The 25,591-nt window shown below is 64.3% G+C and carries 26 protein-coding genes; 14 read left to right on the forward strand and 12 right to left on the reverse strand.

The window, feature by feature from the left end; translation table 11 throughout:
- Positions 1-51: 51 nt before the first annotated feature.
- From RA25_RS00005 to trxB, 5 genes are all read right to left on the reverse strand, one after another.
- On the reverse strand, positions 52-2,127 hold the full coding sequence (locus tag RA25_RS00005; RefSeq protein ID WP_039152443.1) for a bifunctional sulfate adenylyltransferase/adenylylsulfate kinase: 2,076 nt from the start codon (positions 2,125-2,127) through the stop codon (positions 52-54).
- Positions 2,128-2,363: 236 nt separating this feature from the next.
- Complete coding sequence (locus tag RA25_RS00010; RefSeq protein WP_039169257.1) at positions 2,364-4,043, reverse strand: adenylate/guanylate cyclase domain-containing protein; 1,680 nt, start codon at positions 4,041-4,043, stop codon at positions 2,364-2,366.
- A gap of 56 nt (positions 4,044-4,099) precedes the next feature.
- On the reverse strand, positions 4,100-4,660 hold the full coding sequence (locus RA25_RS00015) for an RES family NAD+ phosphorylase (protein ID WP_342586123.1): 561 nt from the start codon (positions 4,658-4,660) through the stop codon (positions 4,100-4,102).
- Positions 4,582-4,914 (reverse strand): ribonuclease E inhibitor RraB, encoded by a 333-nt coding sequence (locus RA25_RS00020; RefSeq protein ID WP_019296029.1) that lies wholly within the window; start codon positions 4,912-4,914, stop codon positions 4,582-4,584. Before RA25_RS00020 ends, RA25_RS00015 begins: the two co-directional genes overlap by 79 nt.
- A 5-nt stretch (positions 4,915-4,919) precedes the next feature.
- On the reverse strand, positions 4,920-5,861 hold the full coding sequence (trxB, locus tag RA25_RS00025) for a thioredoxin-disulfide reductase (protein ID WP_019296030.1): 942 nt from the start codon (positions 5,859-5,861) through the stop codon (positions 4,920-4,922).
- A 242-nt stretch (positions 5,862-6,103) separates the two neighbouring features.
- Between trxB and RA25_RS00030 the strand changes: the two genes are divergently transcribed.
- A complete protein-coding gene (locus RA25_RS00030; protein ID WP_019296031.1) occupies positions 6,104-6,604 on the forward strand; it encodes an Lrp/AsnC family transcriptional regulator in 501 nt (166 codons plus the stop codon).
- A gap of 56 nt (positions 6,605-6,660) precedes the next feature.
- Here RA25_RS00030 and RA25_RS00035 read toward each other — a convergent pair whose 3' ends face one another.
- The 5 genes from RA25_RS00035 to lgt all read right to left on the reverse strand — a co-directional run bounded on the left by RA25_RS00035 (position 6,661) and on the right by lgt (position 10,852).
- Entirely contained in the window at positions 6,661-7,437 is a 777-nt protein-coding gene (locus RA25_RS00035; protein ID WP_019296032.1) for a Hint domain-containing protein, read from the reverse strand.
- A gap of 266 nt (positions 7,438-7,703) precedes the next feature.
- Positions 7,704-7,838: a hypothetical protein gene (locus tag RA25_RS23385; RefSeq protein ID WP_275041656.1), complete on the reverse strand. Its 135-nt coding sequence runs from the start codon at positions 7,836-7,838 to the stop codon at positions 7,704-7,706.
- 298 nt (positions 7,839-8,136) lie between these two features.
- Positions 8,137-8,892 carry a peptidoglycan editing factor PgeF gene (gene pgeF, locus RA25_RS00040; RefSeq protein ID WP_039169260.1) on the reverse strand — a complete coding sequence of 252 codons (756 nt, stop codon included), beginning with the start codon at positions 8,890-8,892 and terminating at the stop codon, positions 8,137-8,139.
- Positions 8,889-9,956, reverse strand: coding sequence for a class I SAM-dependent methyltransferase (locus RA25_RS00045; protein WP_039169262.1), 1,068 nt, complete (start codon positions 9,954-9,956; stop codon positions 8,889-8,891). The genes pgeF and RA25_RS00045 overlap by 4 nt, the downstream gene beginning before the upstream one ends.
- Positions 9,953-10,852: a prolipoprotein diacylglyceryl transferase gene (gene lgt / locus RA25_RS00050; protein WP_039169264.1), complete on the reverse strand. Its 900-nt coding sequence runs from the start codon at positions 10,850-10,852 to the stop codon at positions 9,953-9,955. Before lgt ends, RA25_RS00045 begins: the two co-directional genes overlap by 4 nt.
- 112 nt (positions 10,853-10,964) lie before the next feature.
- Here lgt and RA25_RS00055 point away from each other — a divergent pair, with 112 nt between their 5' ends.
- The 8 genes from RA25_RS00055 (at position 10,965) to RA25_RS00090 (ending at position 16,514) form a co-directional block, all read left to right on the forward strand.
- A complete protein-coding gene (locus RA25_RS00055) occupies positions 10,965-11,210 on the forward strand; it encodes an accessory factor UbiK family protein (RefSeq protein ID WP_019296037.1) in 246 nt (81 codons plus the stop codon).
- Between the two features lie 130 nt (positions 11,211-11,340).
- The gene (locus tag RA25_RS00060; RefSeq protein WP_019296038.1) at positions 11,341-11,694 is read left to right on the forward strand and encodes a hypothetical protein; all 354 of its coding nucleotides are present in this window, start codon (positions 11,341-11,343) and stop codon (positions 11,692-11,694) included.
- Positions 11,695-11,812: 118 nt separating this feature from the next.
- Complete coding sequence (locus RA25_RS00065; RefSeq protein ID WP_019296039.1) at positions 11,813-12,364, forward strand: 2OG-Fe(II) oxygenase; 552 nt, start codon at positions 11,813-11,815, stop codon at positions 12,362-12,364.
- Between the two features lie 135 nt (positions 12,365-12,499).
- Positions 12,500-13,576: a DUF2652 domain-containing protein gene (locus RA25_RS00070; RefSeq protein ID WP_039169267.1), complete on the forward strand. Its 1,077-nt coding sequence runs from the start codon at positions 12,500-12,502 to the stop codon at positions 13,574-13,576.
- A gap of 295 nt (positions 13,577-13,871) precedes the next feature.
- On the forward strand, positions 13,872-14,372 hold the full coding sequence (locus RA25_RS00075; protein WP_019296041.1) for a YbjN domain-containing protein: 501 nt from the start codon (positions 13,872-13,874) through the stop codon (positions 14,370-14,372).
- A gap of 40 nt (positions 14,373-14,412) precedes the next feature.
- On the forward strand, positions 14,413-15,228 hold the full coding sequence (gene proC, locus RA25_RS00080) for a pyrroline-5-carboxylate reductase (RefSeq protein ID WP_039169270.1): 816 nt from the start codon (positions 14,413-14,415) through the stop codon (positions 15,226-15,228).
- Entirely contained in the window at positions 15,221-15,559 is a 339-nt protein-coding gene (locus RA25_RS00085; RefSeq protein ID WP_019296043.1) for a tRNA-binding protein, read from the forward strand. The genes proC and RA25_RS00085 overlap by 8 nt, the downstream gene beginning before the upstream one ends.
- 1 nt (position 15,560) lies before the next feature.
- Positions 15,561-16,514: a 2-hydroxyacid dehydrogenase gene (locus tag RA25_RS00090; RefSeq protein ID WP_039169273.1), complete on the forward strand. Its 954-nt coding sequence runs from the start codon at positions 15,561-15,563 to the stop codon at positions 16,512-16,514.
- Positions 16,515-16,586: 72 nt separating this feature from the next.
- On the opposite strand, the gene RA25_RS00095 is transcribed toward RA25_RS00090, so the two are convergent.
- A complete protein-coding gene (locus RA25_RS00095; RefSeq protein ID WP_019296045.1) occupies positions 16,587-17,192 on the reverse strand; it encodes a thymidine kinase in 606 nt (201 codons plus the stop codon).
- Positions 17,193-17,561: 369 nt separating this feature from the next.
- Between RA25_RS00095 and RA25_RS00100 the strand changes: the two genes are divergently transcribed.
- The 3 genes from RA25_RS00100 (at position 17,562) to RA25_RS00110 (ending at position 20,098) form a co-directional block, all read left to right on the forward strand.
- Positions 17,562-18,026: a hypothetical protein gene (locus RA25_RS00100; RefSeq protein WP_019296046.1), complete on the forward strand. Its 465-nt coding sequence runs from the start codon at positions 17,562-17,564 to the stop codon at positions 18,024-18,026.
- Entirely contained in the window at positions 18,019-18,747 is a 729-nt protein-coding gene (gene arsH, locus RA25_RS00105) for an arsenical resistance protein ArsH (RefSeq protein WP_039152430.1), read from the forward strand. The genes RA25_RS00100 and arsH overlap by 8 nt, the downstream gene beginning before the upstream one ends.
- Positions 18,748-19,378: 631 nt before the next feature.
- Positions 19,379-20,098: a trypsin-like serine peptidase gene (locus RA25_RS00110; RefSeq protein ID WP_039152432.1), complete on the forward strand. Its 720-nt coding sequence runs from the start codon at positions 19,379-19,381 to the stop codon at positions 20,096-20,098.
- 183 nt (positions 20,099-20,281) lie between these two features.
- Here the strand turns inward: RA25_RS00110 and carB are convergent, their stop codons facing one another.
- Positions 20,282-23,638: a carbamoyl-phosphate synthase large subunit gene (carB, locus tag RA25_RS00115; protein ID WP_039169276.1), complete on the reverse strand. Its 3,357-nt coding sequence runs from the start codon at positions 23,636-23,638 to the stop codon at positions 20,282-20,284.
- A gap of 201 nt (positions 23,639-23,839) precedes the next feature.
- Here carB and RA25_RS00120 point away from each other — a divergent pair, with 201 nt between their 5' ends.
- Both RA25_RS00120 and RA25_RS00125 read left to right on the forward strand, forming a co-directional pair.
- Positions 23,840-24,991 (forward strand): aminodeoxychorismate synthase component I, encoded by a 1,152-nt coding sequence (locus tag RA25_RS00120; RefSeq protein WP_039169278.1) that lies wholly within the window; start codon positions 23,840-23,842, stop codon positions 24,989-24,991.
- A complete protein-coding gene (locus tag RA25_RS00125; RefSeq protein ID WP_039170216.1) occupies positions 24,934-25,587 on the forward strand; it encodes an aminotransferase class IV family protein in 654 nt (217 codons plus the stop codon). Before RA25_RS00120 ends, RA25_RS00125 begins: the two co-directional genes overlap by 58 nt.
- Positions 25,588-25,591: the final 4 nt, after the last annotated feature.

A 25,591-nucleotide genomic window follows, 5' to 3' on the forward strand; every position in this document is an offset into this window, starting at 1 on the left:
AGCGGCCCGCCAATTGGCGGGCCGCTCTCATGTCTCGCTGTGCCGTCAGGCTCAGGCCTTGATCAGGCCCATGCTTTCCAGCTTCAGCAGAACCTGGTGGGCGCAGTTGTCGACGTCGACGTTTTCGGTCTCAACCGACAGTTCCGGGTTGGCCGGCACGTCGTAGGGGTCGGAGATGCCGGTGAACTCTTTGATCTTGCCTTCGCGGGCCAGTTTATACAGGCCCTTGCGGTCGCGGCGTTCGCATTCCTCGATCGAGGTGGCAACGTGCACTTCGACAAAGGCGCCGAACTGTTCCACGTCCTCGCGCACGGCGCGGCGGGTGGTGGCGTAAGGCGCGATCGGGGCGCAGATGGCGATGCCGCCGTTCTTGGTGATCTCGGAGGCCACATAGCCGATGCGGCGGATGTTGAGGTCGCGGTGCTCTTTCGAGAAGCCCAGTTCGCTCGACAGGTTCTTACGCACGATGTCGCCATCGAGCAGGGTCACCGGGCGGCCGCCCATTTCCATCAGCTTGACCATCAGAGCGTTGGCAATGGTGGATTTGCCGGAGCCGGAGAAGCCGGTGAAGAACACGGTGAAGCCCTGCTTGGAGCGCGGCGGCTTGGTCTTGCGCAGTTCCTTGACCACCTCAGGGAAGGAGAACCACTCGGGGATTTCCAGGCCCTCGGCCAGGCGGCGGCGCAGTTCGGTGCCGGAGATGTTCAGGATGGTGACGTTGTCGCGGTCGGCGATCTCGTCGTTCGGCTCGTACTGGGCACGCTCCTGCACATAGACCATGTGTTTGAAGTCGACCATTTCGATGCCCATTTCGCCCTGGAACTCGCGGAACAGGTCCTGAGCGTCATAGGGGCCATAGAAATCGTCGCCGGCGGAGTTCTTGCCGGGGCCTGCGTGGTCGCGGCCGACAATGAAATGGGTGCAGCCGTGGTTCTTGCGGATCAGGCCGTGCCAGACCGCCTCGCGCGGGCCGGCCATGCGCATCGCCAGGTTCAGCAGCGACATGGAGGTGGTGGCGGCCGGGTATTTGTCCAGGACGGCTTCGTAGCAGCGCACGCGGGTGAAGTGGTCGACGTCGCCCGGCTTGGTCATGCCGACCACCGGGTGGATCAGCAGGTTGGCCTGGGCTTCGCGCGCGGCGCGGAAGGTCAGCTCCTGGTGGGCGCGGTGCAGCGGGTTGCGGGTCTGGAAGGCAACAACCTTGGTCCAGCCCAGCTTGCGGAAGTAGGCGCGCAGCTCGTTCGGGGTGTCGCGGCGGCCGCGGAAGTCATAGTGCACGGGCTGCTGGATGCCGGTGACCGGACCGCCCAGGTAGACCTTGCCGGCCTGGTTGTGCAGGTAGTTCACCGCCGGATGCGCGTCGTCATCGGCGCCAAAGACCTTCTCGGCCTCTTTTGCCTTGTTCGGCACCCAGTTGTCGGTGACGGTCATGGTGGCGAGGATCACGCCTTCCTGGTCGCGCAGGGCAATGTCCTGGCCCGCTTCCAGCTTGGCCGCGAAATCTTCGGACACATCCAGGGTGATCGGCATCGGCCACAGCGAGCCGTCGGTCAGGCGCATGGTGTCGACAACGCTGTTGTAGTCAGCCTCGGACAGGAAGCCCTTAAGCGGATTGAAGCCGCCGTTCATCAGCAGTTCCAGGTCGCAGATCTGGCGCGGGGTCAGATCCCAGCTGACCAGGTCGGCTGCTTCGACTTTCAGTTTCTGGGCGCTTTCGTAGGAAACATAAAGCTCAGGGATGGGAGCCAGATTGCTTTGCATCGGATGGGTCCTGTGTTTGAGAGGGGGGAGGCCGCTAGCGGAGCCGGTGAGTTCCGCATGCAGCGCGTTGTATTCTGCGAGCTTGCGGGCAAGGAATTGATCGGTGAGCCGCACTTTTTCCGCAGCACCCCGGGTGGTCAGCGAATAGGCAAACCGCTGCCGCTTGTCGGGACCGGGGCGGGCGCTGATGGTGATCAGGCCACTTTCGGCCGCAGCGCGCAGCAGGGTGTTGAGCCGCCCCAGCGAGATCCCCACCGCCGCGGCGGTGGCGCGCTGCGAGGCGTCCGGCGCCGTATCGAGCTGGCGCAGGAGGCGGAACAGCAGGTCTTCGCCTTCCGGTGTGGATATGGATGCGGTTTCGGTCACGAGCGGCAGCAGTACGGTCAACGGGTTAAAAGTGTGTTCACGCGTGAACGCATTACATGGTTTGCTGCGGAAGCAAAGGGGGAATTGGCCGCAGCTGGCGAAAATCTGCTGCGTTGCAGGGCTGCAACGGGCGCGGGTAGCAGGTCTGCTTGTTCTCCCCCGGCGTGCTGGGATGGATAGCTGGCGCGGGCTGGACCGGCAGGGCAAACACCCGTTTTGCGGTTTGGACGCCGGGCCTAACGCTGTTCTCCGGCCAGGGTGCGGGGCAGAGCGGCGGCATGTTCGACCGGCAGGGCGTCCAGCGGCCTGGAAACGCCGCGCAGCTGGAAGGTTTCCAGCGGCAGATGGTCCGAATCATAGCCTGCGGCCTCCAGCACCCGGGCGGAGATCAGCAGTTCGACACCGAGTTCCTTGGTCTTGGCCTCGAGCCGGCTGGCAGTGTTGACGCTGCCGCCGATGATGGTGCGCGGGGCATGGGCGGCGCTGCCGATCTCACCCAGCACCAGCTCGCCCAAGTGAATGCCGATCCCGATGCGGACTTCCGGTTCGCCGTCGGCGGCCAGCTGGGCGTTGAAGTCCTGCAGCGCGGTGCCGATGGCGGCGGCGGCCTCCAGCGCGGCGCGGGCCGAGCGGGCAGGGGAGCGCTCCTCGAACAGCGCCAGCAGCCCGTCACCGAGGTATTTGTCCACCGTCCCGCCGGCATTGGTAATGGCGGGGACGATGGCGTCGAAGAAGCGGTTCAGCAGGAACACCACGTCATAGGGCAGCTGTCCCGCTGTGCGGGCGGTGAAGCCGCGCATGTCGAGGAACAGCACCGCAAGCTGCTGCTCGCTGCCCTGGCTGGCATGGGCGCGGCCCTTGCGGCCGTCAGGGCGGAACAAGCGGGTGACCGTCAGCGGCGTCTGCGGGCGGATCTGGCAGGCCAGCCGCATGTTGGCAGGCGCTTTGACCCGTTCGAGGCTACGGGCCTCGGGCGGTTCCGGGGGCGGCAGATGCTCGCCGCCCTCGTCCACCACCACGCGGCAGGTGGTGCAGCGCCCCTTGCCGCCGCAAAGGGAGGTGTGCTGGACGCCGCCCGCGCGTGACATTTCCAGCAGGGTCATGCCGCGCTCGGCGCGGATCTCCGGACCGAAGGCGTAGCGGATGGTGACCGCCCGGCGGCGGCGCAGCAGCTTGCGCAGGAGATAGGCGGCGGCGGTGACGCCAAGCAGTGCAAAGAAGATCGAAAGCCAGAGCGTCTCTGTCTCGAACATCTGTGCAAAGGCCTGCTGGCTGGGCCAGTTGAAATCCGCCATCAGCGCGGCGCGCTCAGTGCCTTCAACAAACAGATCATAGATGCGGCGGCCCTCTGTCAGCAGGCCGGCAAAGGCGAAGGCGGGGATGAACACGGCCACGCCTGCCATCCAGGGGATCAGCGGGCGCCACCAGCGGGTGAGGCGCAGCCAGTAGTGCAATCCCATGCAGCCGTGGATCCAGACTGCCAGCAGCAGCAGGCTTTGCTGCCAGATCTCGGGCGAGGCCCACATCAGGATGATCTGATAGGGCATCTCGTCATTGGTGCCGTAGACCTCGTGCGAGTAGCGGGTAAAGACGATGTGGGCGATCAGCTGCAGCGGGATCAGGAGGCCAAGCACAGTCTGCAGCGCCTCGCCCCAGCGCATCCGCAGGGTGCGGCGGCGGGCCAGGTTCCACAGCGCCAGCCCTGCGTGCAGGATCAGTGAGGTGCCGAGGATCAGGCTGCCAATCAGGCTGCGGGTGATCACTTGGCGGGCGTCCTGAAACTCGTCCATCCATTCGGGTGAGATCAGGCCGAGGCCGATGTTGAGGAAGTGAAAAAAGGCAAAGATGAGCAGCACCAGCCCGGTAGTGATCCGGGTGCGGGTGATCCAGTTGCCTTGCCAGAGCGCGCTTGCCACCCGGGTCCTCCTGTTCGCGGTTTCCGGGTGCAGACTGCGGGCGCGCGGGGGCGGGGTCAATGCCCGGTTGCAGGCGGTGAGAGCCACGGGGCGGGCGGACCGGCAAGGGAAAGCACGGGCAGGCCGCTGCCGAACAAGACCAAATGGGTTAAGTCCGGGCGAGAGCGGGATGAGTAGAGCAGCCCCTGCGCCCCCTCCGCCCGGGCGGTATCAGAAAAGACCCAGGTCGGTGAAGGAGTGCCCCTGGCACGGATGTCCTGCCAGACCGCGGAGACCTCTGGCCGGCCGCGCAGATCCGCCAGTCGGATGTCTTTCACCTGCAGGGGCAGGATGATGCGCGGCGGGTCATCGGAAGAGACATAGCGGCGGATGGCAATGCCCGCTCCCTCTGCGCTGAGCGAAGTATAAAGCGCCAACTGGCCGCTGTGGTGAAAACGGCCCTCAGGAGCGCGGGCCGGAGCCAAGGGCCGATCCGCCTGAGAGCGGAAAAGAATGCGCCAGACGGTGCCGGAGAAGTTGAGAAGACCAGCTGCCGGGGTCAGCCCTCCAGCCCCCAGCCGTCCGGTGCAAAGCCGTGGGAGAGGGCCGCGCGGGTGGCCAGTTCCTCGCCGATCCAGATGCCGGTGGCAGAGATGATCTGGTCCTGCAGGGTGGCGGACAGATAGGCGGGATCCTCGCCGTCAGCCTCGAAGAACTCGCAAGCATAGCCTTCGCGGCTCAGTTCCTCGGCCAGCGGGCGCCAGTCGGCGCCGGTGCGGGCGGGGACGAAGAAATAATCCACGTCCGCCACCTCCGGCAGGCCGTGTTCGGCCTGCAGATCGTTGAATGCCGCAACGGTTTCAGCCCGTTGCGCGGCGAAATCATGCGGCATCCCTGTTACTCCTGCTCGGCCAGGAAGCGCTCAGCGTCGAGCGCCGCCATGCAGCCCATGCCGGCCGAAGTGACCGCCTGGCGGTACTTGTGGTCGGTCAGGTCGCCGGCGGCGTAGATACCGGGGATCGAGGTCTCGGTGGAGCCGGGCTTCACCTTTACATAGCCGCCGTTGTGCAGCTCCAGCACTTCCTTAACCAGCTCGTTGGCCGGCGCGTGGCCGATGGCGACAAAGACGCCCTTGCAGGGGATTTCCTTGACTTCGCCGGTCTGCACGTTCTTGACCACGACGCCCTCAACCCCCAGCGGATTGTCGGTGCCGACAACCTCTTCGAGGGTGTGGAACCACAGAGTCTCGATCTTTTCGTTCTTGAACAGGCGGTCCTGCAGGATCTTTTCGGCACGCAGCTCGTCGCGGCGGTGGATCAGGGTCACCTTGGAGGCGAAGTTGGTGAGGAACAGCGCCTCTTCCACGGCGGTGTTGCCGCCGCCGATCACCACGATCTCCTGGCCGCGGTAGAAGAAGCCGTCGCAGGTGGCGCAAGCGGAAACGCCGAAGCCCTTGAACTTCTCTTCGCTTTCCAGGCCGAGCCATTTGGCGCGGGCGCCGGTCGCCAGGATCACCGCGTCGGCGGTGAAGGTGGTGCCGCTGTCAGCCTTGGCCACAAACGGGCGCTTGGTGGTGTCGAGCGAGGTGATGTAGTCGCCAATCACTTCGCATCCCATCGCCTGGGCGTGCTCCTGCATCTTGATCATCAGGTCGGGGCCCTGCACCTCGGTGAAGCCGGGGTAGTTCTCGACCTCGGTAGTGGTGGTCAGCTGGCCGCCGGGTTCAATCCCCTGGACCAGGACCGGTTCCAGCATGGCGCGGGCAGCATAGACCCCCGCAGTATAGCCGGCAGGCCCGGAGCCGATGATCAGAACCTTGGTGTGGCGCGTCTCGCTCATGTGTTGTGTCCCCAACTAATGCAGCCTGGCGGGTGTGCCGCCGTCAGGCAATGCATATAGCGGCAGGGCGGGCAGGCTTAAACCCCCAAGGGGCTGCATGCCGCGGGATACAAATTTGCCGCAGGGTTGCGCATTGCGGCTTGCGCGCCCGAGCTGCAAAGAATATTGCGCGACGCTGAAACAATATTGCGCGCTGCGGCGGCGGTGCTATAAGAAACGCAAATCTCACAGGAGTTTCCAGCATGGTCACAACCCGTCTTGATCCGATTGATCGCAAGATTTTGTCGGAGCTTCAGGCCGATGGGCGGATGACCAACGTGGAACTGGCCAAGCGGGTCGGGATTTCGGCGCCGCCGTGTCTGCGCCGGGTGCGGGCGCTGGAGGAGGCCGGGCTGATTCACGGCTACCACGCAGATGTGAACTCCCGCGAGCTGGGATTTGAAGTTCAGGTCTTTGCCATGGTGGGGCTGGAGAGCCAGGCCGAGGCGGAGCTGAGCGCCTTTGAAGAGAAATGCCGCAGCTGGCCGCTGGTGCGCGAGTGCCACATGCTGAACGGCGAAGTGGATTTCATCCTGAAATGCGTGTCGCCTGACCTCAGCACCTTTCAAAGCTTCCTGACCGGCGATCTGTTGACCACCCCGAATGTGGCCAGCGTCAAGACCTCGCTGGTGATCCGCGGCGCCAAGGATGAGCCGGGCGTGCCGTTTGAGGTGCTGGAAGAACGTCTGGCACGCGAGGCCTGAGGCAGTTCTTCAGGTGAGGGCGGCAATGTCGGGCGAGCCCGCCCGCCGCTCCCGGTTCATAGAATGGCAGGCCCCGGCTGGCTGATGCTGTCAGCCCTTGGGTGCGCCAGCGGGCCGAATCCCTGGATGCTGTCGGCATGGGCAAACAGGTTCAAGAACAGCGTCTTGATTGCATAGCTTGCCAGTTTCAGCGCGTCGGGGCCCGGGTGGTAGCTTTCAAATGCGAGGCCGCCGACGGTGATCACCGCATGGCGGGGCAGGCACAGGTGGTAAAGGTCGACCGGCGCCGGCGGCGCGGTTTCAAAGATGCTCATGCCGTCCTGGAATTCCGAGGCCAGGGTCAAGAGCTGGCCGTCGCCTGATCCTTGCATGTGCGGCGGCGTGCGCAGCAGGCGCGCCGCGGGGCCTGCCACCAGGCTGGCAGAGGGTTTCTGCAGGCCCAGGCTGTCTGCCATGAAGCTGGTCAGAGTGCAGCTGCGACTGCCGGAGCGGCCGGGCAGCACGCTGGTGCGGCCGATCCACAGCAGCGGCTGGCTGCCGCCGTCGCGGGTCAGGAGTTCATCGCCGGGCAGCAGATCCTCGACCGCGATCGGGCCTTGTGCCGTTTCCACCAGCGAACCGCGGGAGAAGGCGCTGAAGGCGTCCTCGAACAGCGGCAGGGCCGGGGCGATATGGCGGGTTTCCGAGATGCCTCCGCCGGGCAGCAGGCAGCTGACCTCATAGCGGCGCAGCTGCGGTTTGTTCGCGCTGCGCAGCGCAGCGGGGTCCTGCAGGATTGCAGTGGCTTCGACGGCATTGGCTGCAGCCCTGTGCAGCGAGTGCGGGATGGTCATGACAGCAGACCTCTCCTTTCAAACTGCCCGCTTGCATCGGCCCCCACCGGCAACGCAGACGTGCTTGAACGATATGATGCGCCCAAATTGGCAGCAATTAATTCGAATTGTCAAAAAATCTGAATCAAACTGGTTAACGGCGGGCGGCGGTGCTGCGGCAGTTTCAGCGGGCCGCGCCTTCAGGCCGGTTGGATGCCCCGTTGGCGGCTGGCCGGGCTGGCGCAGCTGCGCCAGGGGTGCCGCTGCCGGGGCATCCGTCCCCGGCGTTAACCCAGTTTCCGTTCTGCAGGCTGAAGCTGCGCCTGGCCGCGGCGGCGGCGGGCGGCAACCCAGGGCAGGGTCACGGTTTCGCTCTTGGCGGAGCGGGTGATCGAGGCAATGAAACGCTTGTTCATCTTCATGGTCAGTCTGTCCTTCGCCCTGCAGCTGCACCCGTGTCGCCGGGCGGCTGCGGTTTTGTTTGTTCTGACCTGTTTATGGGTAATCTTTGCGCCCGGATTATGACCCGCCGGGGGCAATTTCGGCCAAGCCGCAGGCCGGGGGGCGGCTGGCGTGCGGCTTTACCTGTGATTGCAGGAGGCTGATTTCAAAGGATAATGCCAGCGTGGGCTGGCGGGTTTCCGTGGCGGAAACAGTGAATGCGGCGGAATTTAATAAAATCCGCCACAATTGCGTTGGTCTGTATTGGTTAACGCGGGCTTAAAGCCGGATGCAGGAGATCAGACGGCCGTAGTCGGCCTCTTTCGCGTGGGTGGCGCGGCGGAAGGAGAAGAACTTCTCCGCATCCGAATAGGTGCAGTGGCGGCTCCACTCAGCCGCGCCGATCCCCGCCTGGCGCAGTTTGTGCAGCCCAAGGCCGGGAAGATCGAACAGGTAGCGGTCGCCTTCGCCATTGGCAAAGAAGCGGGCGTAGGCGTCGTCTTGCATCATGAAGTCGTCAAAGAACTCGGGGCCGACCTCATAAGCGCGCTGGGAAATGGTCGGGCCGATCACCGCGGCGGTGTTTTCGCGCCGCGCGCCGAGGCCTTCCATCGCTTCCAACGTGGCTTCCAAAACCCCGTCCAGGGTGCCGCGCCAGCCCGCATGGGCGGCGCCGATGACGCCCGCATCGGGGTCGGAGAACAGTACCGGCTGGCAGTCGGCGGTCAGGATCGACAGCGCCAGCCACGGAACATTGGTGACCATTGCATCTGCTTGCGGGCGCTCCTGCGAGGGTTCCGTCACCACCTGCACATCGGCGCTGTGGACCTGGTGCACGGCGCTGAGGTGTTCCGGCGGCACATCCATCGCGGCGGCGACGCGGTTGCGGTTGATCTGCACCGCCTCGCGCTGGTCGGTGGAGCCGAGGCCGCAGTTCAGGCCGCGGTAGATACCGGAAGATGCGCCGCCCCTGCGGGTGAAAAAACCGTGCCGCACCGGGCCAAGCAGATCGGACGTGAGAATTTCAAGCGTCATGGGTTCAATCCTGGCAATGGGGCGGCCTGGGGCGGGTAGAGGCCGAGCACTTTGAACAGGTTTCCCATTTCCTCCGGGTGCGTCAACCGCCGATGTGCGGCGATCAGGGAGTCCAGCGCCGCACCCTGCAGCGGCGCGGCCATGGCACGGGCGCGGTCTGTGATGCCAAGCCGTTCCAGGAACACGCCCTGCGGGGTGAGGCGGGTAAAGGCGCAACCTGCGGTTTTTGCAGCCATTGCCAGCGCCTCAAAATCCACATGCGCTGTTAGATCGGCCTCTCCCGGCGTCTGCAGCGGATCGGCGGGTTCATGCGCGCGCAGGGCCTGAAGCGTATCTCCAAGCGCCCTCCAGTCGCCGTAATCCACGATCAGCGCGGCGCCGCCACGGGCGGCGATTCGGGCGGCGATGGCGTGTAGGATGGGGGCGGCGGCCTCGCACAGTTCGACCAGATCGCCGTCTTTTGTGTCTTCCAGCCGGTGCGCCAGCGCGGGCTGTGACGCGGCGGAGCTGAGGCCGAAGGCAAGCGCGCCGTCCTGCAGGCCGATACGCATTTCGCTCCAGCCGTCACCTGCCCGGATGAACTGGCGGATGGGCAGCGCGTCGAAGAACTCGTTGGCGACCAGGAACAGCGGCTGATCGGGCAGGGCATCCACGCTGTCCTGCCACCGGGGAGCCTGGTCCTTCAGCGCCTTGGCTTGCACGCCGCGCAAGGCGGGCGAGGCCTCCACCAGGTGGATCTGCATGGCGGCGTGAAAACCCGGCACGCCGCGGGTGGCGCGCAGGAGGTCGGCCATCAGGGTGCCGCGGCCGGGGCCGAGTTCGGCGAGAGTGAAGGGCGCAGGCGCGCCTTGATCCAGCCAGGCCTGGGCGAGGGAGAGGCCGAGGAGTTCGCCAAACATTTGGCTGATCTCAGGCGCGGTGGTGAAATCGCCCTTGGCGCCCAGCGGGTCGCGGGTGGTGTAATAGCCGAACTGCGGATGCAGCAGGCAGTCGGACATGTAGTCGGCGACGGACATCGGGCCATCGGCGCGGATGCGGGCGGTCAGATGATTCTGCAGGCTCATGCCGTGCTCCGGGCCGCGCGGCGGGCGCGGATCTGGAACCAGAGGCCGATGGCGATCATCGGCAGCGACAGCGCCTGGCCCTGGGTGAGGCCGATGCCGTCAATGTGCCAGGCCAGACCCAGCGGGTTGCCGGGGGTGACGAACTGGGCGTCCGGCTGGCGGAAGAATTCGACAATGAAGCGGGCAAGGCCATAGCCGGCGAGAAACACGCCCATGAGGCGGCCCGGGGTGTGGAAGGCGCCGCGGCGCCAGGCAAGATACAACAGCAGGGCACCAAGGATCAGCCCCTCCATCAGCGCCTCATATAGCTGCGAAGGGTGGCGGGCGCAGAGCTCTCCCAGCGCCTGGCCGCAGTCCTGTGCCGCCTGCCCGGGGAAGGCAACACCCCAGGGCAGATCGGTCGGGCGGCCCCAGAGTTCCGCGTTGATGAAGTTTGCCAGCCGCCCCAGCAGCAGGCCCGGCGCGACGGTATGGGCGACCAGATCGGCGATCTGCAGTTTCGGGATGTTGTGGCGTGCAGCATAGATCAGGGTTGCCACGATCACGCCGATGAGGCCGCCGTGAAAGGCCATGCCGCCCTGCCAGATCTTCAGGATCTCCGCAGGGTTCGCCAAGTAATAAGCCGGCTGGTAGAACAGCACGAAGCCGAGCCGCCCGCCCGCAATCACGCCGAGGATGATCCAGGTCAGCAGATCCTCGACCTGCTGCGGTTTCATCGGCGGCTGGTTTGCGGGCCAGAGGCCGGGGCGGCGCAGGGCGGCCACGGCGAGGCGCCAGGCGATGACGATGCCCGCGATATAGGCCAGCGCATACCAGCGCAGGGCAAACTCGAAGGAGCCGATGGCGATCGAGAAAATCTCGGGCGAAAGGTCGGGGAATTGGATCATGGCCTGCATGGGCGTCTGAATGCCTTTGGTCCTTGGGGGAAGTCAACGGGGGGAAAGTCAACGGCTTGCAGCCGCGCGCGTGCTTCCCCATATAGGGATCAACCCCGAGACGGAGAAGAACATGCAGACCCGCAACAAGATCCTGGACGATATTTCGCAGCTGATGACCAACGCGATGGGCGTGGCCCAGGGCGCCAAGGATGAGGCGGACACCGCGCTGAAAAGCATGATCGACCGCTGGCTGGCCGACCGCGATTTCGTCACCCGCGAGGAATTCGACGCAGTGCGCGCAATGGCCCAGAAAGCACGCGAGGAAAATGAGGCGCTGAAGGCCCGTCTGGACGCGCTGGAAGCCGCACAGAAGTAAGTCAGGGCGCGGGCAGATTGCCCGCCGTATGGTGTTATAAGGCTTGCTGCAGGGAAACCTGTGGCGGGCTTTTTTGTTTTCGCATTAAGCTTTAGCGTGCAGGAGGACACGGAGGCTAAAAGTAAGCAAAATGCGCATCACCGTTGCAATCGAAGAGCTTAGCGGAAACGAGTTGCCGCCATGCGGCGAAGCGTTCTGGCTAGCCGACCTTCCAGCTCACCGAGCCTTTGCCAAAAGCCTCTGGAAGCGGAATGCAGCGGTGCCGAATAGCGCATTGTTTGCCATAAAGCCGCACGAGGCGCTTTCTGACAGGCTTTTGGATCAGTTCGAGCAGGTAGAGCTTCACTTCTCCGAGTGGAGCGAAGTTATGTTTGTAAGAACTGAACTCGCACGTGAGCTGTCCGCGTATTTCGCAGCCCGCGGCTTTGCCACCGAAATCGTCAAAAACGGGTTTGTGGTGCGGCGGTCTGTCTCCCGCGCATAGCTGCCCTGCGGGCCTGTGGATAAAAACTGGTCGCTTTCCGCCTGCGGGGTCGAAAACTGCGCAGCGGTTTGCAGGCCGGGCGGTACATGCTGCCTCAGTTTCATCAGAGGATCACAGCATGGTTTCTGTCTATACGGTGCCGGGGGCGTTCAGCACGCAGGAATGCGCCGAAATCATCCGCAAATCAGAGGAAGCGCCGGACAGCGAAGCGCTGCTGGTCGGCCAGACCCGCGATCACAACCTGCGCCGCGGCAGCGTGGTGTGGCTGGACGATGTGCCGGGCACCGGCTGGGTGATGGACCGGCTGATCTCTGTGGTGCGCCGCGCCAACAAGGAGCGCTTCGGCTTTGATCTTCGCGAGTTTGCCGAGAGCCCGCAGGCGGCCAGTTACAAGGCCGACGATGCGGGACATTTCGCCTGGCATTCCGACATCGGCGACGGGCCGGTGGCGGGCAAGCGCAAGCTGAGCCTGGTGGTGCAGCTGAGCAAGCCCGGATCTTATGACGGCGGCGATCTGGAAATAATGCCGGGCGCCCATGTGGTGGCCGCCAGCCGGGTGCAGGGCAGCGCCACGGTGTTCCCGAGTTTCCTGCTGCATCAGGTGACGCCGGTCACCCGGGGCACCCGCAAGTCGCTGACCGTCTGGGCGCATGGGCCGGCCTTCCGCTGAAGGGCTGACAGACCTGTCGCGCGGCCTGTGGCACGCGCGGACCGTCATTCATGCGCAAATTGCGATGTGTTCTGCTATACTGGTCCCGGGCTGCCCTGGCGGCGCCCGGGGTTTGTTCAGCGGGGGACTGGTACAATGACGGCACAAAACGGCTATATGCTGATTGCGGATATTTCCGGCTACACGCAATTTCTGACCTCATCGGAGCTGGACCACGCCAATCCGATCCTGCAGTCGCTGCTGCAGGCGGTGGCGGAGCAGGTCGGGGAGCCGCTGCATTTCTGGAAACTGGAAGGCGACGCAGTGCTGGCCTATTCATCCCGGGCTGAGCTGGTCTCCGGCGATCTGATGCTCACGTTTTGCGAGAACCTCTATAACGCGTTCGCCGCCCGGCGGCAGGATATCGTGGCCAATACCACATGCCCCTGCCGCGCCTGCGCCAATGCCGGCGGGCTGGATCTGAAGGTGATCGTCCACTACGGCGCCTTTGACGAGATGCAGGTGGGTCCGGTCAAGGATCTGTCCGGCGCCGACGTGATCCTGGTGCACCGGATGACCAAGACCGAGGCCGCGGCGGAAACCGGCGTGCGCAGCTATGCGCTGTTCAGCGATGCGGCGGTAGAGGCGATGCAGCTGCAGGCGGCGATGCAGCCCTATTCGCAAGCTATCGAGCATTTCGGCGATGTCTCCATGCAGGTCTATGACCTGGCCCGCGCCTGGGAGCACTTCCGGGCCGGGCAGGCGCGGGATTTCCTGGAGGAGTCAGACGGGGTCTGGACTTACCGGCGCCGGTTCGACGCCTCGCCGCAGCTGGTCTGGGAGGCGCTGACTGCGCCGGAGTTCAAGCTGCGGTGGATGGATCAGGTCAGCGCTATGCGGATGGAGAACCCGCAAGGCCGCCTGGGGCCGGGATCGGTCTATCACTGCGCCCATTCGCTGGCGGAGTTTGTGTACAGGATCACGGACTGGCAGCCCTTCGACTATTTCTCGACCCGGATCAAGGACCCGGCCCGGGACGGCGTTGAGCTGCCCGAGACCTACCAGCTGACGCCGGACGGGGACGGGACTGCGCTGCGCTATACGATGGGCCGGGCCTATGACCGCGCGGGCAACCGCTCTGAGGCCTCTGAGCAGGAGGCCGCCGGGTTCCTTTCGGAATTCTGGCCGGTATCCTTTGACGCGATGGACCCGCAGGTGTCGCGGCTGTCCTGAACCGGCAATTCACAAGGGGTAGATCAAGGCACAAAATACAGGGCGCGGGCGGCTGTCCGGGCTTTACCTTTGCGGCCGCCCGTTTCATAGTCGCGCAGCCGGCATTTAGGGGGCTGTGGATAGTTCATCCACAAGTTATTGCAGATATCCCCAAAATAAAGGGTTGCCAGATCACCTTTTCGGCTCCACCATATCTAGTATGGGAGCGGGGATGCCTCCCCGGCCCATAGCACAAAAACCTAGCTATAGGGTGCCTATGTGCCCTGATGTGCTAGGCAAAAAGAGAGGTGGCATCATGGCACTATCCGAGCTTCACCTGGAAGAAGACGTCCATCCGATCGACATCGTTGAGCATCTGGCGTCGCACCACGACTGGGACTTTGACCGGGTCGGGGACGATCAGATTGCGATGTCGGTGGAAGGGCAGTGGCGCACCTATTCGCTGACGCTGGCCTGGTCGGGCTATGAAGAATGCCTGCGGCTGGTCTGCAGCTTTGAGATGGAGCCGCCGGAGGCAGAACTGCCGCGGCTTTATGAGCTGATCAACTGCATGAACGACCAGTGCTGGGAAGGCTCCTTTACCTATTGGGCAGACCACAAGCTGATGCTGTTCCGTTACGGGCTGATGCTGTCCGGCGGCCAGATGGCCAGCCCGCAGCAGATCGACGCGATGCTGAATGCAGCCGTCGCCAATGCGGAGCGCTACTATCCGGCGATCCAGCTAGCGGTCTGGGGCCAGCGCAGCCCGCAGGAGGCGATGCAGGTCGCCATTGCAGAGGCCTACGGCCGGGCGTAAACCTGTGCCCTGAACCTGACACCAAGGGGAGGGGCTTAAGATGGATATGCAGGATATTGCTGCACGCGGCCTGGTGCTGCTGGGCTGCGGCAAGATGGGATCGGCGATGCTGGCCGGATGGCTGGAGGGCGGATTGCCCGCATCCTCGGTCTGGGTGATCGACCCGCACCCGTCGGACTGGCTGAAGGGCACCGGGGTTCACATCAACGCAGAACTGCCCGCGGCGCCGGGCATTGTGCTGATCGCGGTGAAGCCGCAGATGATGGGCGCCGCGCTGCCCACGCTGCAGAGCTACGGCAATGGTTCCACTCTGTTTATCTCGGTGGCGGCAGGCACCTCGATCGCAACCTTTGAGGATGTATTGGGCGCGCAGTCGCCCATTGTCCGCGCGATGCCGAACACACCGGCCGCTGTCGGGCGCGGCATTACCGCGATTATCGGCAACAGCCACACCAGCGATGCGGATCTGGACCGCGCCGAGGGGCTGCTGAAGGCGGTGGGGCAGGTTGTGCGGCTGGACAACGAGGGCCAGATGGATGCGGTCACCGGCGTCAGCGGCTCCGGTCCTGCCTACGTCTTCCACCTGATCGAGACGCTGGCTGTTGCGGGCGAGGCGCAGGGGCTGCCTGCGGCGCTGGCGATGCAGCTGGCCAAGGCAACCGTCGCAGGCGCCGGCGCGCTGGCAGAGGCGGCAGAGGAAAGCCCCAGCCAGCTGCGCGTCAATGTGACCAGCCCCAATGGCACCACCCAGGCGGCGCTGGAAGTGCTGATGGATGATGACGACGGTTTCCCGGCGCTTTTGAACCGGGCGGTGGCGGCGGCCACCAACCGCTCCAAGGAGCTGTCGCGTGGCTGAGATTTCCTTTGACGACTTCCTGAAAGTTGACGTCCGGGTCGGTGAAGTCATCCGTGCGGAGCCGTTTCCCGAGGCGCGCAAGCCGGCAATCAAGCTCTGGGTCGATTTCGGGCCGGATATTGGCGTAAAAAAGAGCTCAGCGCAGATTACGGCGCATTACATGCCGGAAACGCTGGTGGGCAAGCAGGTTCTGGCCGTCGTAAACTTCCCGCCGCGGCAGATCGGCACGTTCATGTCAGAGATCCTGGTTCTGGGCCTGCCGGATGAAAACGGAGAGATATTCCTGGCCGGGCCTGATGGACAGGTCCCGCTGGGCGGGAGGATGCACTGAGATGAAAATCTGGATTGCGCGGCCGATGACGGCAGCGGTCACGGCACGGGCGCGGGAGGCGTTTGCTGATCTGGAAATCCGCGAGACCAACGCGGTGATGAGCGAGGCGGAGATGCTGCGCGCGCTTAGCGAGTTCGACATCGTGGTGCCGACGCTGGGCGACCGGTTCACGGCGGAGATCTTTGCCAAGGCGGGCACGCCGCGCTGCAAGCTGCTGGCCAACTTCGGCGTCGGCTACAATCATATCGACGTTGAGGCCGCGCGCGCGGCTGGTGTCGAGGTGACCAACACGCCGGGCGCGGTGACCGATGCCACCGCCGATATCGCCATGACGCTGATCCTGATGTCGGCGCGCCGCGCTTCCGAGGGCGAGCGGATGCTGCGCAAGGGCGATTGGCAAGGCTGGCACCCGACCCAGATGCTGGGCCTGCACGCCACCGGCAAACGCGTCGGCATTGCCGGCATGGGCCGGATCGGCCAGGCGATTGCGCGGCGCTGCCATTTCGGCTTTGGCATGGATGTGTCTTATGTGGCGCGCTCCCCCAAGGAACTGGACTTCCCGGCCGACCGCGCCGAGAGCCTGATTTCCATGGCGGGCGAGGTGGATTTCCTGGTGGTGGCGGTGCCGGGCGGGGCCGAGACCACGCATCTGATCAACGCGGAGGTGCTGAACGCGATGCAGGGCCATGCGCATCTGATCAACATCGCCCGCGGCGAAGTGGTGGAAGAGGCGGCGCTGATCGAGGCGCTGCAGAACCGCAGTATCGGTGGTGCGGGTCTGGATGTTTATGAGTTCGAACCCAAAGTGCCGCAAGCTCTGATTGATCTCGACAACGCCACCCTGCTGCCGCATCTGGGCACCGCGACGGAGGAAGTGCGCAGCAACATGGGCCATATGGCGCTGGACAATGTTGCGGCCTATCTGGCTGGCGAGGCGCTGCCGAACCGGGTCTGAGGCCGGTTTTTGGAACCGGGGCTCCGCCCCGGACCCCGGGAGTATTTTGAACCAGAAAGAAGCGGCAGCGGGTTATTCCGCTGCTGTTTTTCTTTGAGGCAGGTCTCCCACCGCCTCGCGCCAATGGCGGCGGCAGAGCGAGACATAGGTTTCATTGCCGCCGATCTGTACCTGGTCGCCCTCGGTCATCACCCGGCCCTGATCGTCCTGACGGACCACCATGGTGGCCTTCTTGCCGCAATGGCAGATGGTGCGGACCTCGCGCATTTCATCTGCCAGCGCCAAAAGGGTGGCGGAGCCGGGAAAAAGGTTGCCCTGGAAATCCACCCGCAATCCGTAGGCCAGCACCGGCACCCGCAGATCATCGACCACGCGGGCCAGCTGCCAGACCTGCGCAGGCTCCAGGAACTGGGCTTCATCCACGAAAATCGCGGCCAGCGGACCGCGGGCCAGGCGCGCCTTGATGCGGGTAAAAAGGTCGTCACCGGCGGCGAACATGTCCGCCTCCTCGCCGATGCCGATGCGGGAGGCGATTCTGCCCATACCTGCGCGGTCGTCCAGGCGGGCGGTGAGCAAGTAGGTCTCCATATGGTTTTCGCGGTAATTGTGCGACGCCTGCAACAGTACCGTCGACTTGCCCGCGTTCATGGTGGAGTAGTTGAAATAGAGCTTGGCCATGGCGGCGGGTTTACCCGCATGGCGGCGCCGGGGAAACCGGTTTCTTGGCGGAAACAGTGCAGGACTTGCGGCCTGAGAAGGCTCACCGGGGCAGACGCGGCCGGGGTGGAACAAAACCCCTGTTAGCGGCCAACGCCATTTGCCCCGGAGAGCGCAAGTTCCGGGCAGACCAATTACCCTGAAGGCAGGCCGTCACTCACTCCGTCCTGCTTTGCACTGGACAACAGATGCCAATTGCACCATGTCACTTGCTAAATCCCTGAAAACCTGAGGGATGGATAAGGTATCGCAATTCCTCTACAACTCAGAAATGGGAAAACAATCAGTTCGTTCCCCTAAGGGGCGGCGGGCAAGCCAGGTAGGACGTATATGGCTGAAATCGGGACGTATCTGAAGAAGCACACAGAAGCGCTGGTGAAGGATGTCGGCATCGAAGCCGCCTGCCAGATCACCGGCAAGTCGAAGGCGACGCTGGGGCGCTATTATTCGGACAATGCAGAGCACGCCGACCGGTTTATGCCAGTGGATGCGGTGGCCAAGCTGGAAAGTGCGGCGTCCTTTCCGCATGTGACCTCGGCGCTGGCGGATCTGAAGAACATCACGCTGTCCTACAACGGCAACGGCAGTGCTGAGGAAACCGGCCGCAGCGGCGGTGTGAACTCGGACGTGATTGCTCTCAGCCAGCGGTTTGCCCAGCTGATGTGCGAATACCAGGCTGCAATGGAAGACGGCATCATCACCGTGAACGAGGCCAAGCGCCTGCTGCGCGAGACGGTGCTGCTGCAGCAGGTGCTGCTGGATATGAAGCTGCATCTGGAAGAAGAAAGTGCCTGACACACCGGATCTGAGCGACCTGCCCGGCATTGCGGAAGGGCAGCTGCATGGAATCGACGTGGAGACGCTGGCAGCACCGGATGATCCGCGCCATCCGCCGCGCATCCTGCTGCTGTATGGTTCCCTGCGCGAGGTGAGCTATTCCCGCAAGGCGGCAGAGGAGGCGGCACGGGTGCTGCGTGCGCTTGGCTGCGAGACGCGGATCTTCGACCCCTCAGGCCTGCCTTTGCCCGATGATGCGGGCGCGGCGGAGCATCCCAAGGTGGCGGAGCTGCGCGAGCTGGCGGTCTGGTCCGAGGGCATGGTCTGGTCCAGCCCGGAGCGCCACGGCGCGATGACCGGCATCATGAAGCTGCAGATCGACTGGCTGCCCCTGTCCCTGCAGGGCGGCATCCGCACCACTCAAGGCAAGACGCTGGCGGTGATGCAGGTGTCGGGCGGCTCGCAAAGCTTCAATGCGGTCAACCAGATGCGCATCCTGGGCCGCTGGATGCGGATGCTGACAATCCCGAACCAAAGCTCGATCCCCAAGGCCTGGCTGGAATTTGAGGAGGGCGCGCGCCTGCCCGAGGGTCCGTTCTACCGCCGCCTGGTGGATGTGATGGAAGAGCTGGTGAAATTCACCTGGCTGGTGCGCGGCCGCAAGGATTACCTGACCGACCGTTATTCCGAGCGGGTCGAAAGCGCCGAAGAGGTGCACAAGCGGGTGTCGCAGAAATAACCCGGGGCAGGGTGCCCGCGGCCAGATGAACAAAGCCCCGGCAGCGCCGGGGCTTTGTTGTTCAGATCAGCGGGATCAGCGGCACATCGCAGGCGGCCAAGGCCAGGAGGGCGGACAGCAGCAGGGTCAGGCGCATTCGGGGGCTCCTTTGAAAGGTGGATTTCCCATCCTTGCCGCAGGCAAACCCGCGGCGCAAGCGCGGCGGCGGTGAAGTGCCGGGCGATAGGCTGCGGGCCGGTTCCCCTTATGGGTGTGCCTTGCGGTTAAGTAATTGGGCGCTGCTGTTTCCGGCCATTAGCCGGTTGTTAAGGCTCATTTGCGCCGCAATTGGGCCGCGAAGTTACCAGCGGCGCCGGAACTTGCGTAAAACCAGCGAAAACCGCAGATTTTCCTCCTAACGAAACGGATAGGGTTTTCCAGTTTTTTTACAGGAATTTTCCAAAATTTGACGGCGCCCGTTAAGTAAATAAGGAGTTTACAGGCGCAAGTTCCGGCAAAACGAGCACCTGTTAAGATCCTGTTAACCCTGTCATATTCTGCGCATCTTTCTGCCAGCGCGGCACCGCAGCAGGCCCCATTCCAGCCTCACAGCTCACCGACATTGGAGATGTGGGAACATGGAGTGAAAGTTATGAAACGACTACTGGGAATAGCCGCCGCTTTAGCCATCGCAACCGTTTGCAGCGCCGGCAGCGCGGCCGCAGGAGGGAAGGGGACCGCAGTGCAGACGGTGCCGGGGTGGCAGGCGGTGGGCCGTCTGAACATTGGCGGCCGCGCGATGTGCACGGCGACGCTGATTGCGCCGGATCTGGTGGTGACAGCGGCCCATTGCATGTTTGATGTCCGCCATGGCCGCCAGGTTAACCCGCGCAGCATCCGGTTCGAAGCTGGCCTTAACGGCCGCCAGTCCAAGGCCGCCCGCAAGGTGGCCAAGGCAGTGATCCACCCCGGCTACCGCCACGGCCAGACCAGCCAGTTCCAGACCGGCACCGATATTGCCGTGCTGCGCCTGGACCGTGCGATCAGCGGCGATGTTGTTCGCCCGCTGTCGCTGGCGGCTGCACCGCAGAAGGGCGCGCATGTGGATGTGATGTCCTATTCGCACAGCCACGCCACCTCACCCCGGCTGCAAAGCGCCTGCCAGGTGCTGTCGGCGCGCCAGAGCTCGGTCATTACCTCCTGCCGGGTGGATTACGGCGCGTCCGGCTCTCCGGTGCTGCAGACGCGGCCCGGGCGGCTGCCGCAGCTGGTGTCGGTGATTTCCTCCAAGGCGCGGATGAGCGGCCGCGGTGTATCGCTGGCGGCGCCGCTGGGGCATGAGCTGCAAGCGCTGATCCGTCAGGCGGGCTGAGGCAGGCCCGCGCACAGATACTGTTGCTGCCGGAGCGCGGCATCAGAATGCGAAACAGCCCCGCTTGGTTCCCCCGGGGCTGTTTCCATGTCCGGCGGCAAGGCCGCACCGCAAAGCAAAAAGCCCCGGGAAATCCCGGGGCCTTTCTGTTTAAATCCGTGACGGCAGGGCGTCTGCGGGGGATTACCCCTGCAGCGACTTCACCTCGACGTCCCCTTCGGCCTGGGCCTTGATCGCACGCGCGGCGGCGTTGGAGCCGGCGGCGGTGGTGAAGTAAGGGATCTTGTCGTAAAGCGCGACGGAGCGCATTTCCTTGCTGTCTTCAACGGCTTGCGCGCCCTCAGTGGTGTTCATCAGCAGCTGGACGTCGCCGTCCTTCAGCATGTCGATCACGTGCGGGCGGCCCTCATAGACCTTGTTAACCAGATCACAGGCGACGCCCTGGCTGTCCAGCCAGGACTGGGTGCCGCGGGTGGCGACCAGGGTGAAGCCCTGCTCGACCAGGATCTGCGCCGCTTCCAGCATCAGCTTGCCCTTGTCAGCGTCCTTGATCGAGATGAAGGCGCGGCCTTTGGACGGCAGCACCATGCCGGCGCCCATCTGCGCCTTGAGGAAGGCGCGGGCAAAGGAGCGGTCCCAGCCCATGACTTCGCCGGTGGAGCGCATTTCCGGGCCGAGGATGGTATCGACGCCCGGGAAGCGGGCAAAGGGCAACACCGCTTCCTTGACCGAGAACCAGGGCATGTCCGGGTCCGCAAGCGTCATCGGGTCGGCAATCGGGGTGTTGACGTCATAGCCTGCGTCCGGGCCGTAGGGCGGGCGCATCGGGAAGTTCGACAGCGGCTCCCCGGCCATCACCCGGGCGGCGATGGAGGCGATGGCGCTGTCGGTGGCCTTGGCGACAAACGGCACGGTGCGCGAGGCGCGCGGGTTCACCTCGATCAGGTAGATCTCATCGTCCTTGATCGCGAACTGCACGTTCATCAGGCCGACCACGTTCAGCGCCAGCGCCAGGGCGTTGGTCTGGACCTTGATCTGCTCGATCATGGCCTTGTCGAGCGAGTAGGGCGGCAGCGAGCAGGCACTGTCGCCGGAGTGCACGCCGGCCTCCTCGATGTGCTGCATGATGCCAGTGACGTGCACGTCCTTGCCGTCGCACAGCGCATCGACGTCCAGTTCGACCGCGCCGGCCAGGTAGCTGTCCAAGAGCACCGGGCTGTCGCCGGAGACCACCACCGCTTCGGCGATGTAGCGTTTCAGCTGGTCCATGTCGCGGACGATTTCCATCGCCCGGCCGCCCAGAACATAGGACGGGCGGATCACCAGCGGGAAGCCGATTTCGCCTGCGATTTCCAGTGCTTGCTCGTCGGTGGAGGCGATGCCGTTCTTCGGCTGCTTCAGGCCCAGCTGGTTGACCAGCGCCTGGAAGCGCTCGCGGTCTTCGGCCAGGTCGATGGCGTCGGGGGAGGTGCCCAGGATCGGGATGCCTTCCTCTTCCAGCGCGTTTGCCAGTTTCAGCGGGGTCTGGCCACCGAACTGCACGATAACGCCGTGCAGGGTGCCGTTGTCCTGCTCGACCCGCAGGATTTCCATCACATGCTCGAACGTCAGCGGTTCAAAATACAGCCGGTCTGAGGTGTCATAGTCGGTCGACACCGTTTCCGGGTTGCAGTTGATCATGATGGTCTCATAGCCCGCATCGGTCAGCGCAAAGCAGGCGTGGCAGCAGCAGTAGTCGAACTCGATGCCCTGGCCGATCCGGTTGGGGCCGCCGCCGAGGATGACAACTTTCTTCTTGTCCGAGGGGCGCGCCTCGCATTCGACGTCGCCGAATGCCGGTGCCTCGTAGGTCGAATACATGTAGGGCGTCTGCGCCTCGAACTCGGCGGCGCAGGTGTCGATCCGCTTGAACACGGCGTTGACGCCGGCGGCGCGGCGGGCCTTGCGGACCTCAGCCTCTTTCTGGCCGGTCAGCTTGGCCAGGCGGGCGTCGGTGAAGCCCAGCATCTTGAGCGCGCGCAAGCCGGCAGCATCCGACGGCAGGCCGCCGGTGCGGATTTCCGCTTCGGCCTCGACGATCTCGCGGATGCGGGCCAGGAACCAGGGGTCGAATTTGGTGACCGCCTGGATTTCGTCATCGCTGAGGCCGTGGCGCATCGCCTGGGCGATGGTGCGCATCCGGTCGGGGGTTTGCTGGCCGATGGCCTTGATCACCGCGGCGGTGTCGCCTGCCGGTTCCCACGGGCCTGCGCCGACGCCGTCTATAGCGACTTCATCAAAGCCGGTGAGGCCCGATTCCATCGAGGCCAGCGCCTTTTGCAGCGATTCATGGATGGTGCGGCCGATGGCCATCGCCTCACCCACCGATTTCATCGCGGTGGTCAGGTAGGGCTCGGAGCCCGGGAATTTCTCGAAGGCGAATTTCGGGATTTTGGTGACGACATAGTCGATGGTCGGCTCAAACGACGCCGGGGTCACCTTGGTGATGTCGTTGTCCAGCTCATCCAGGGTGTAGCCCACCGCCAGCTTGGCAGCGATCTTGGCAATCGGGAAGCCGGTCGCCTTGGAGGCCAGCGCGGAGGAGCGGCTCACGCGCGGGTTCATCTCGATCACCACCATGCGGCCGTCGGCGGGGTTCACCGCCCACTGCACGTTGGAGCCGCCGGTCTCGACGCCGATCTCGCGCAGCACGTTGATCGAGTGGGTGCGCATGATCTGGTATTCTTTGTCGGTCAGCGTCAGCGCCGGGGCGACGGTGATCGAGTCGCCGGTGTGCACGCCCATCGGGTCGACGTTTTCGATGGAGCAGACGATGATCGCGTTGTCCGCCTTGTCGCGGACCACTTCCATCTCATACTCTTTCCATCCCAGCAGGCTCTCATCCACCAGGATCTGGTTCACCGGCGAGGCATCCATGCCGGAGCGGCAGAAGTGGATGTAGTCGTCGCGGTTATAAGCCACGCCGCCGCCGGTGCCGCCGAGGGTGAAGGCGGGGCGGATGATCGCGGGCAGGCCGATTTCATCGAGGGCTTCCAGCGCGATGCGGACGCCTTCGTCCAGGTCCGCGGTGCCGTTTTCACGCTTGGGCGCGGTGACGATGGTGGCCTTGGGGTTTTCAATGCCCAGACGGTCCATCGCCTCACGGAACAGCTTGCGGTCTTCGGCCATCTCGATGGCGTCGCGCTTGGCGCCGATCATCTCAACGCCGAACTTTTCCAGGACGCCCATCTCTTCCAGCGCCAGCGAGGTGTTGAGGCCGGTCTGGCCGCCCATGGTCGGCAGCAGCGCGTCGGGGCGCTCTTTCTCGATGATTTTGGCGACAACCTCGGGGGTGATCGGCTCAATATAGGTGGCGTCGGCCAGGCCCGGGTCGGTCATGATCGTGGCCGGGTTGGAGTTCACCAGAATGACCCGGTAGCCTTCTTCGCGCAGCGCCTTGCAGGCCTGGGCGCCGGAGTAGTCAAACTCGCAGGCCTGCCCGATGACAATGGGGCCTGCCCCGATGATCATGATCGACTGGATGTCGGTTCTTTTGGGCATGGCAGGCTTCCTCTGGTTTTTCGCGCGGGCAGGCTTTGAATCACGGGCGCTGGCGTGCGCCCAAATTGTCCTGCGTTATAGGGACCGCGCCGAAAGGTTCAAGGGGTATCGGAAACGGAATTGGAAATGCCGCATCCACCCCTTTTGTTCGCATAGCGAACAGATATATGTGGGGGTAAGAAACTCGCGGAGATTTTTTCAGTGCGGATTCGCTTTGACCGGGGCCCCAAGGGGGCTGGCACATGCTTTGACCAGCCGCTGCGCATGATCCGCGCGGACGGGCCGGAAGAGGTGCCTGCCGCACTGGCTGCGCTGGATGCGGCGCGGGACGCCGGGCTCTGGCTGGCGGGCTATGCGTCCTATGAGCTGGGTTATGCGCTGGAGCCGAAACTGGCTGTGCGGATGCCAAAGGAGCGGCGGCTGCCGCTGATCTGCTTTGGGGTTTATAATGAGCCGCTGCCGCAAAACACCGAGAGCAACGCCCGGCCGCGGGGGAGCGATGCGGGTCTCGAGGGTATTACCCCTCGTTGGGGCCAGGAGCGTTACACCGAGGCCTTCGCCGAAGTGAAGCGCAATATCGGCAAGGGTGACATCTACCAGGCCAACCTGACCTTCCCGATTGATGCAGAGGCCTATGGCTCTTCCGAGGAGCTCTATGCGGCCTTGCAGGCGAAACAGGCAGTTGGCCACGGCGTTCTAGTCGAACAGGACGGGCTGCCGGACCTGTTGTCGCGCTCGCCGGAGCTGTTCTTCCGCACCGATGCGGAGGGCGTGATTGAGACCCGCCCGATGAAAGGCACTCAGCCGCGTAGCGACGATCCCGTCGAGGACGCCCGCCGCCGCGACTTCCTGCGCCAGGACGAGAAGAACCGCGCCGAGAACCTGATGATTGTCGACCTCTTGCGCAATGACATCAGCCGCGTGGCGCAGACCGGGTCCGTGCATGTGCCGGAGCTGTTTGCGGTGGAAAGCTACGCCACCGTGCATCAGATGGTGTCGCTGGTGCGGGCAAAATTGCGGCGTGATGCCGGGCTGGCAGAGATCTTTGCCGCTCTGTTCCCCTGCGGGTCCATCACCGGCGCGCCCAAGATCCGGTCGATGGAGATCCTGGCCGATCTGGAGCCCTGGGCGCGCGACATCTATTGCGGCACCATTGGCTGGGCAGCGCCAGACGGGTCGTCCGAGTTCAACGTGGCGATCCGCACCCTGATGCTGGAGGACGGCCGCGCGACGCTCAATGTGGGTGGCGGCGTGGTTTGGGACAGCACCGCGGAATCGGAATATGAGGAAGCGCTATGGAAAGCCCGGTTCGCCCGCGTGACGCCGTCCAGAACGATCCCGCTTTCCGCCTGATCGAGACGCTGGGCTGGCATCCGGGGCAGGGGTTCCGGTATTTGCAGCCGCATCTGACCCGGATGGAGCGCAGCGCGGCGGCCTTTGGCATTCCCTTTGATCCTGATGAGGCTCAAGCGGTTCTGACAGAGGCTGCCGGCGATGCGCCGCTGCGCTGCCGCCTGACGCTGGATGCGTCTGGCCAATTGGAACTGACCTCAGCGCCGCTGGGAAGCAGCCCCTCTGAATGGTGCCTCGGCATCGCGGACACCCGGCTGGACGCGGACGACATGTGGCTGCAGCACAAGACGACCCGGCGCGCGCTTTATGATACTGCACGCGCTGCGCTGCCAACGGGCGTGGATGAACTGCTGTTCCTGAACCAGCGCGGCGAGCTCTGCGAGGGGACAATCACGAACCTCTTTGTGACCTGTGCTGATGGCCGGATGGTGACGCCACGGCTTTCCTGCGGCCTGCTGCCGGGCATCCTGCGGCAAGTGCTTCTGGAGCGTGAAGAGTGCCAGGAGGCGGTTCTGGGTCTGCAGGACTTGAAGCGTGCGCAAGCCATCCACATGGGCAACTCGCTGCGCGGGCTGATCCCGGTGCGGCTGGTCTGACAGG

It is taken from the genome of Leisingera sp. ANG-S5 (assembly GCF_000813925.1).
In the GTDB taxonomy this organism is placed as follows: domain Bacteria; phylum Pseudomonadota; class Alphaproteobacteria; order Rhodobacterales; family Rhodobacteraceae; genus Leisingera.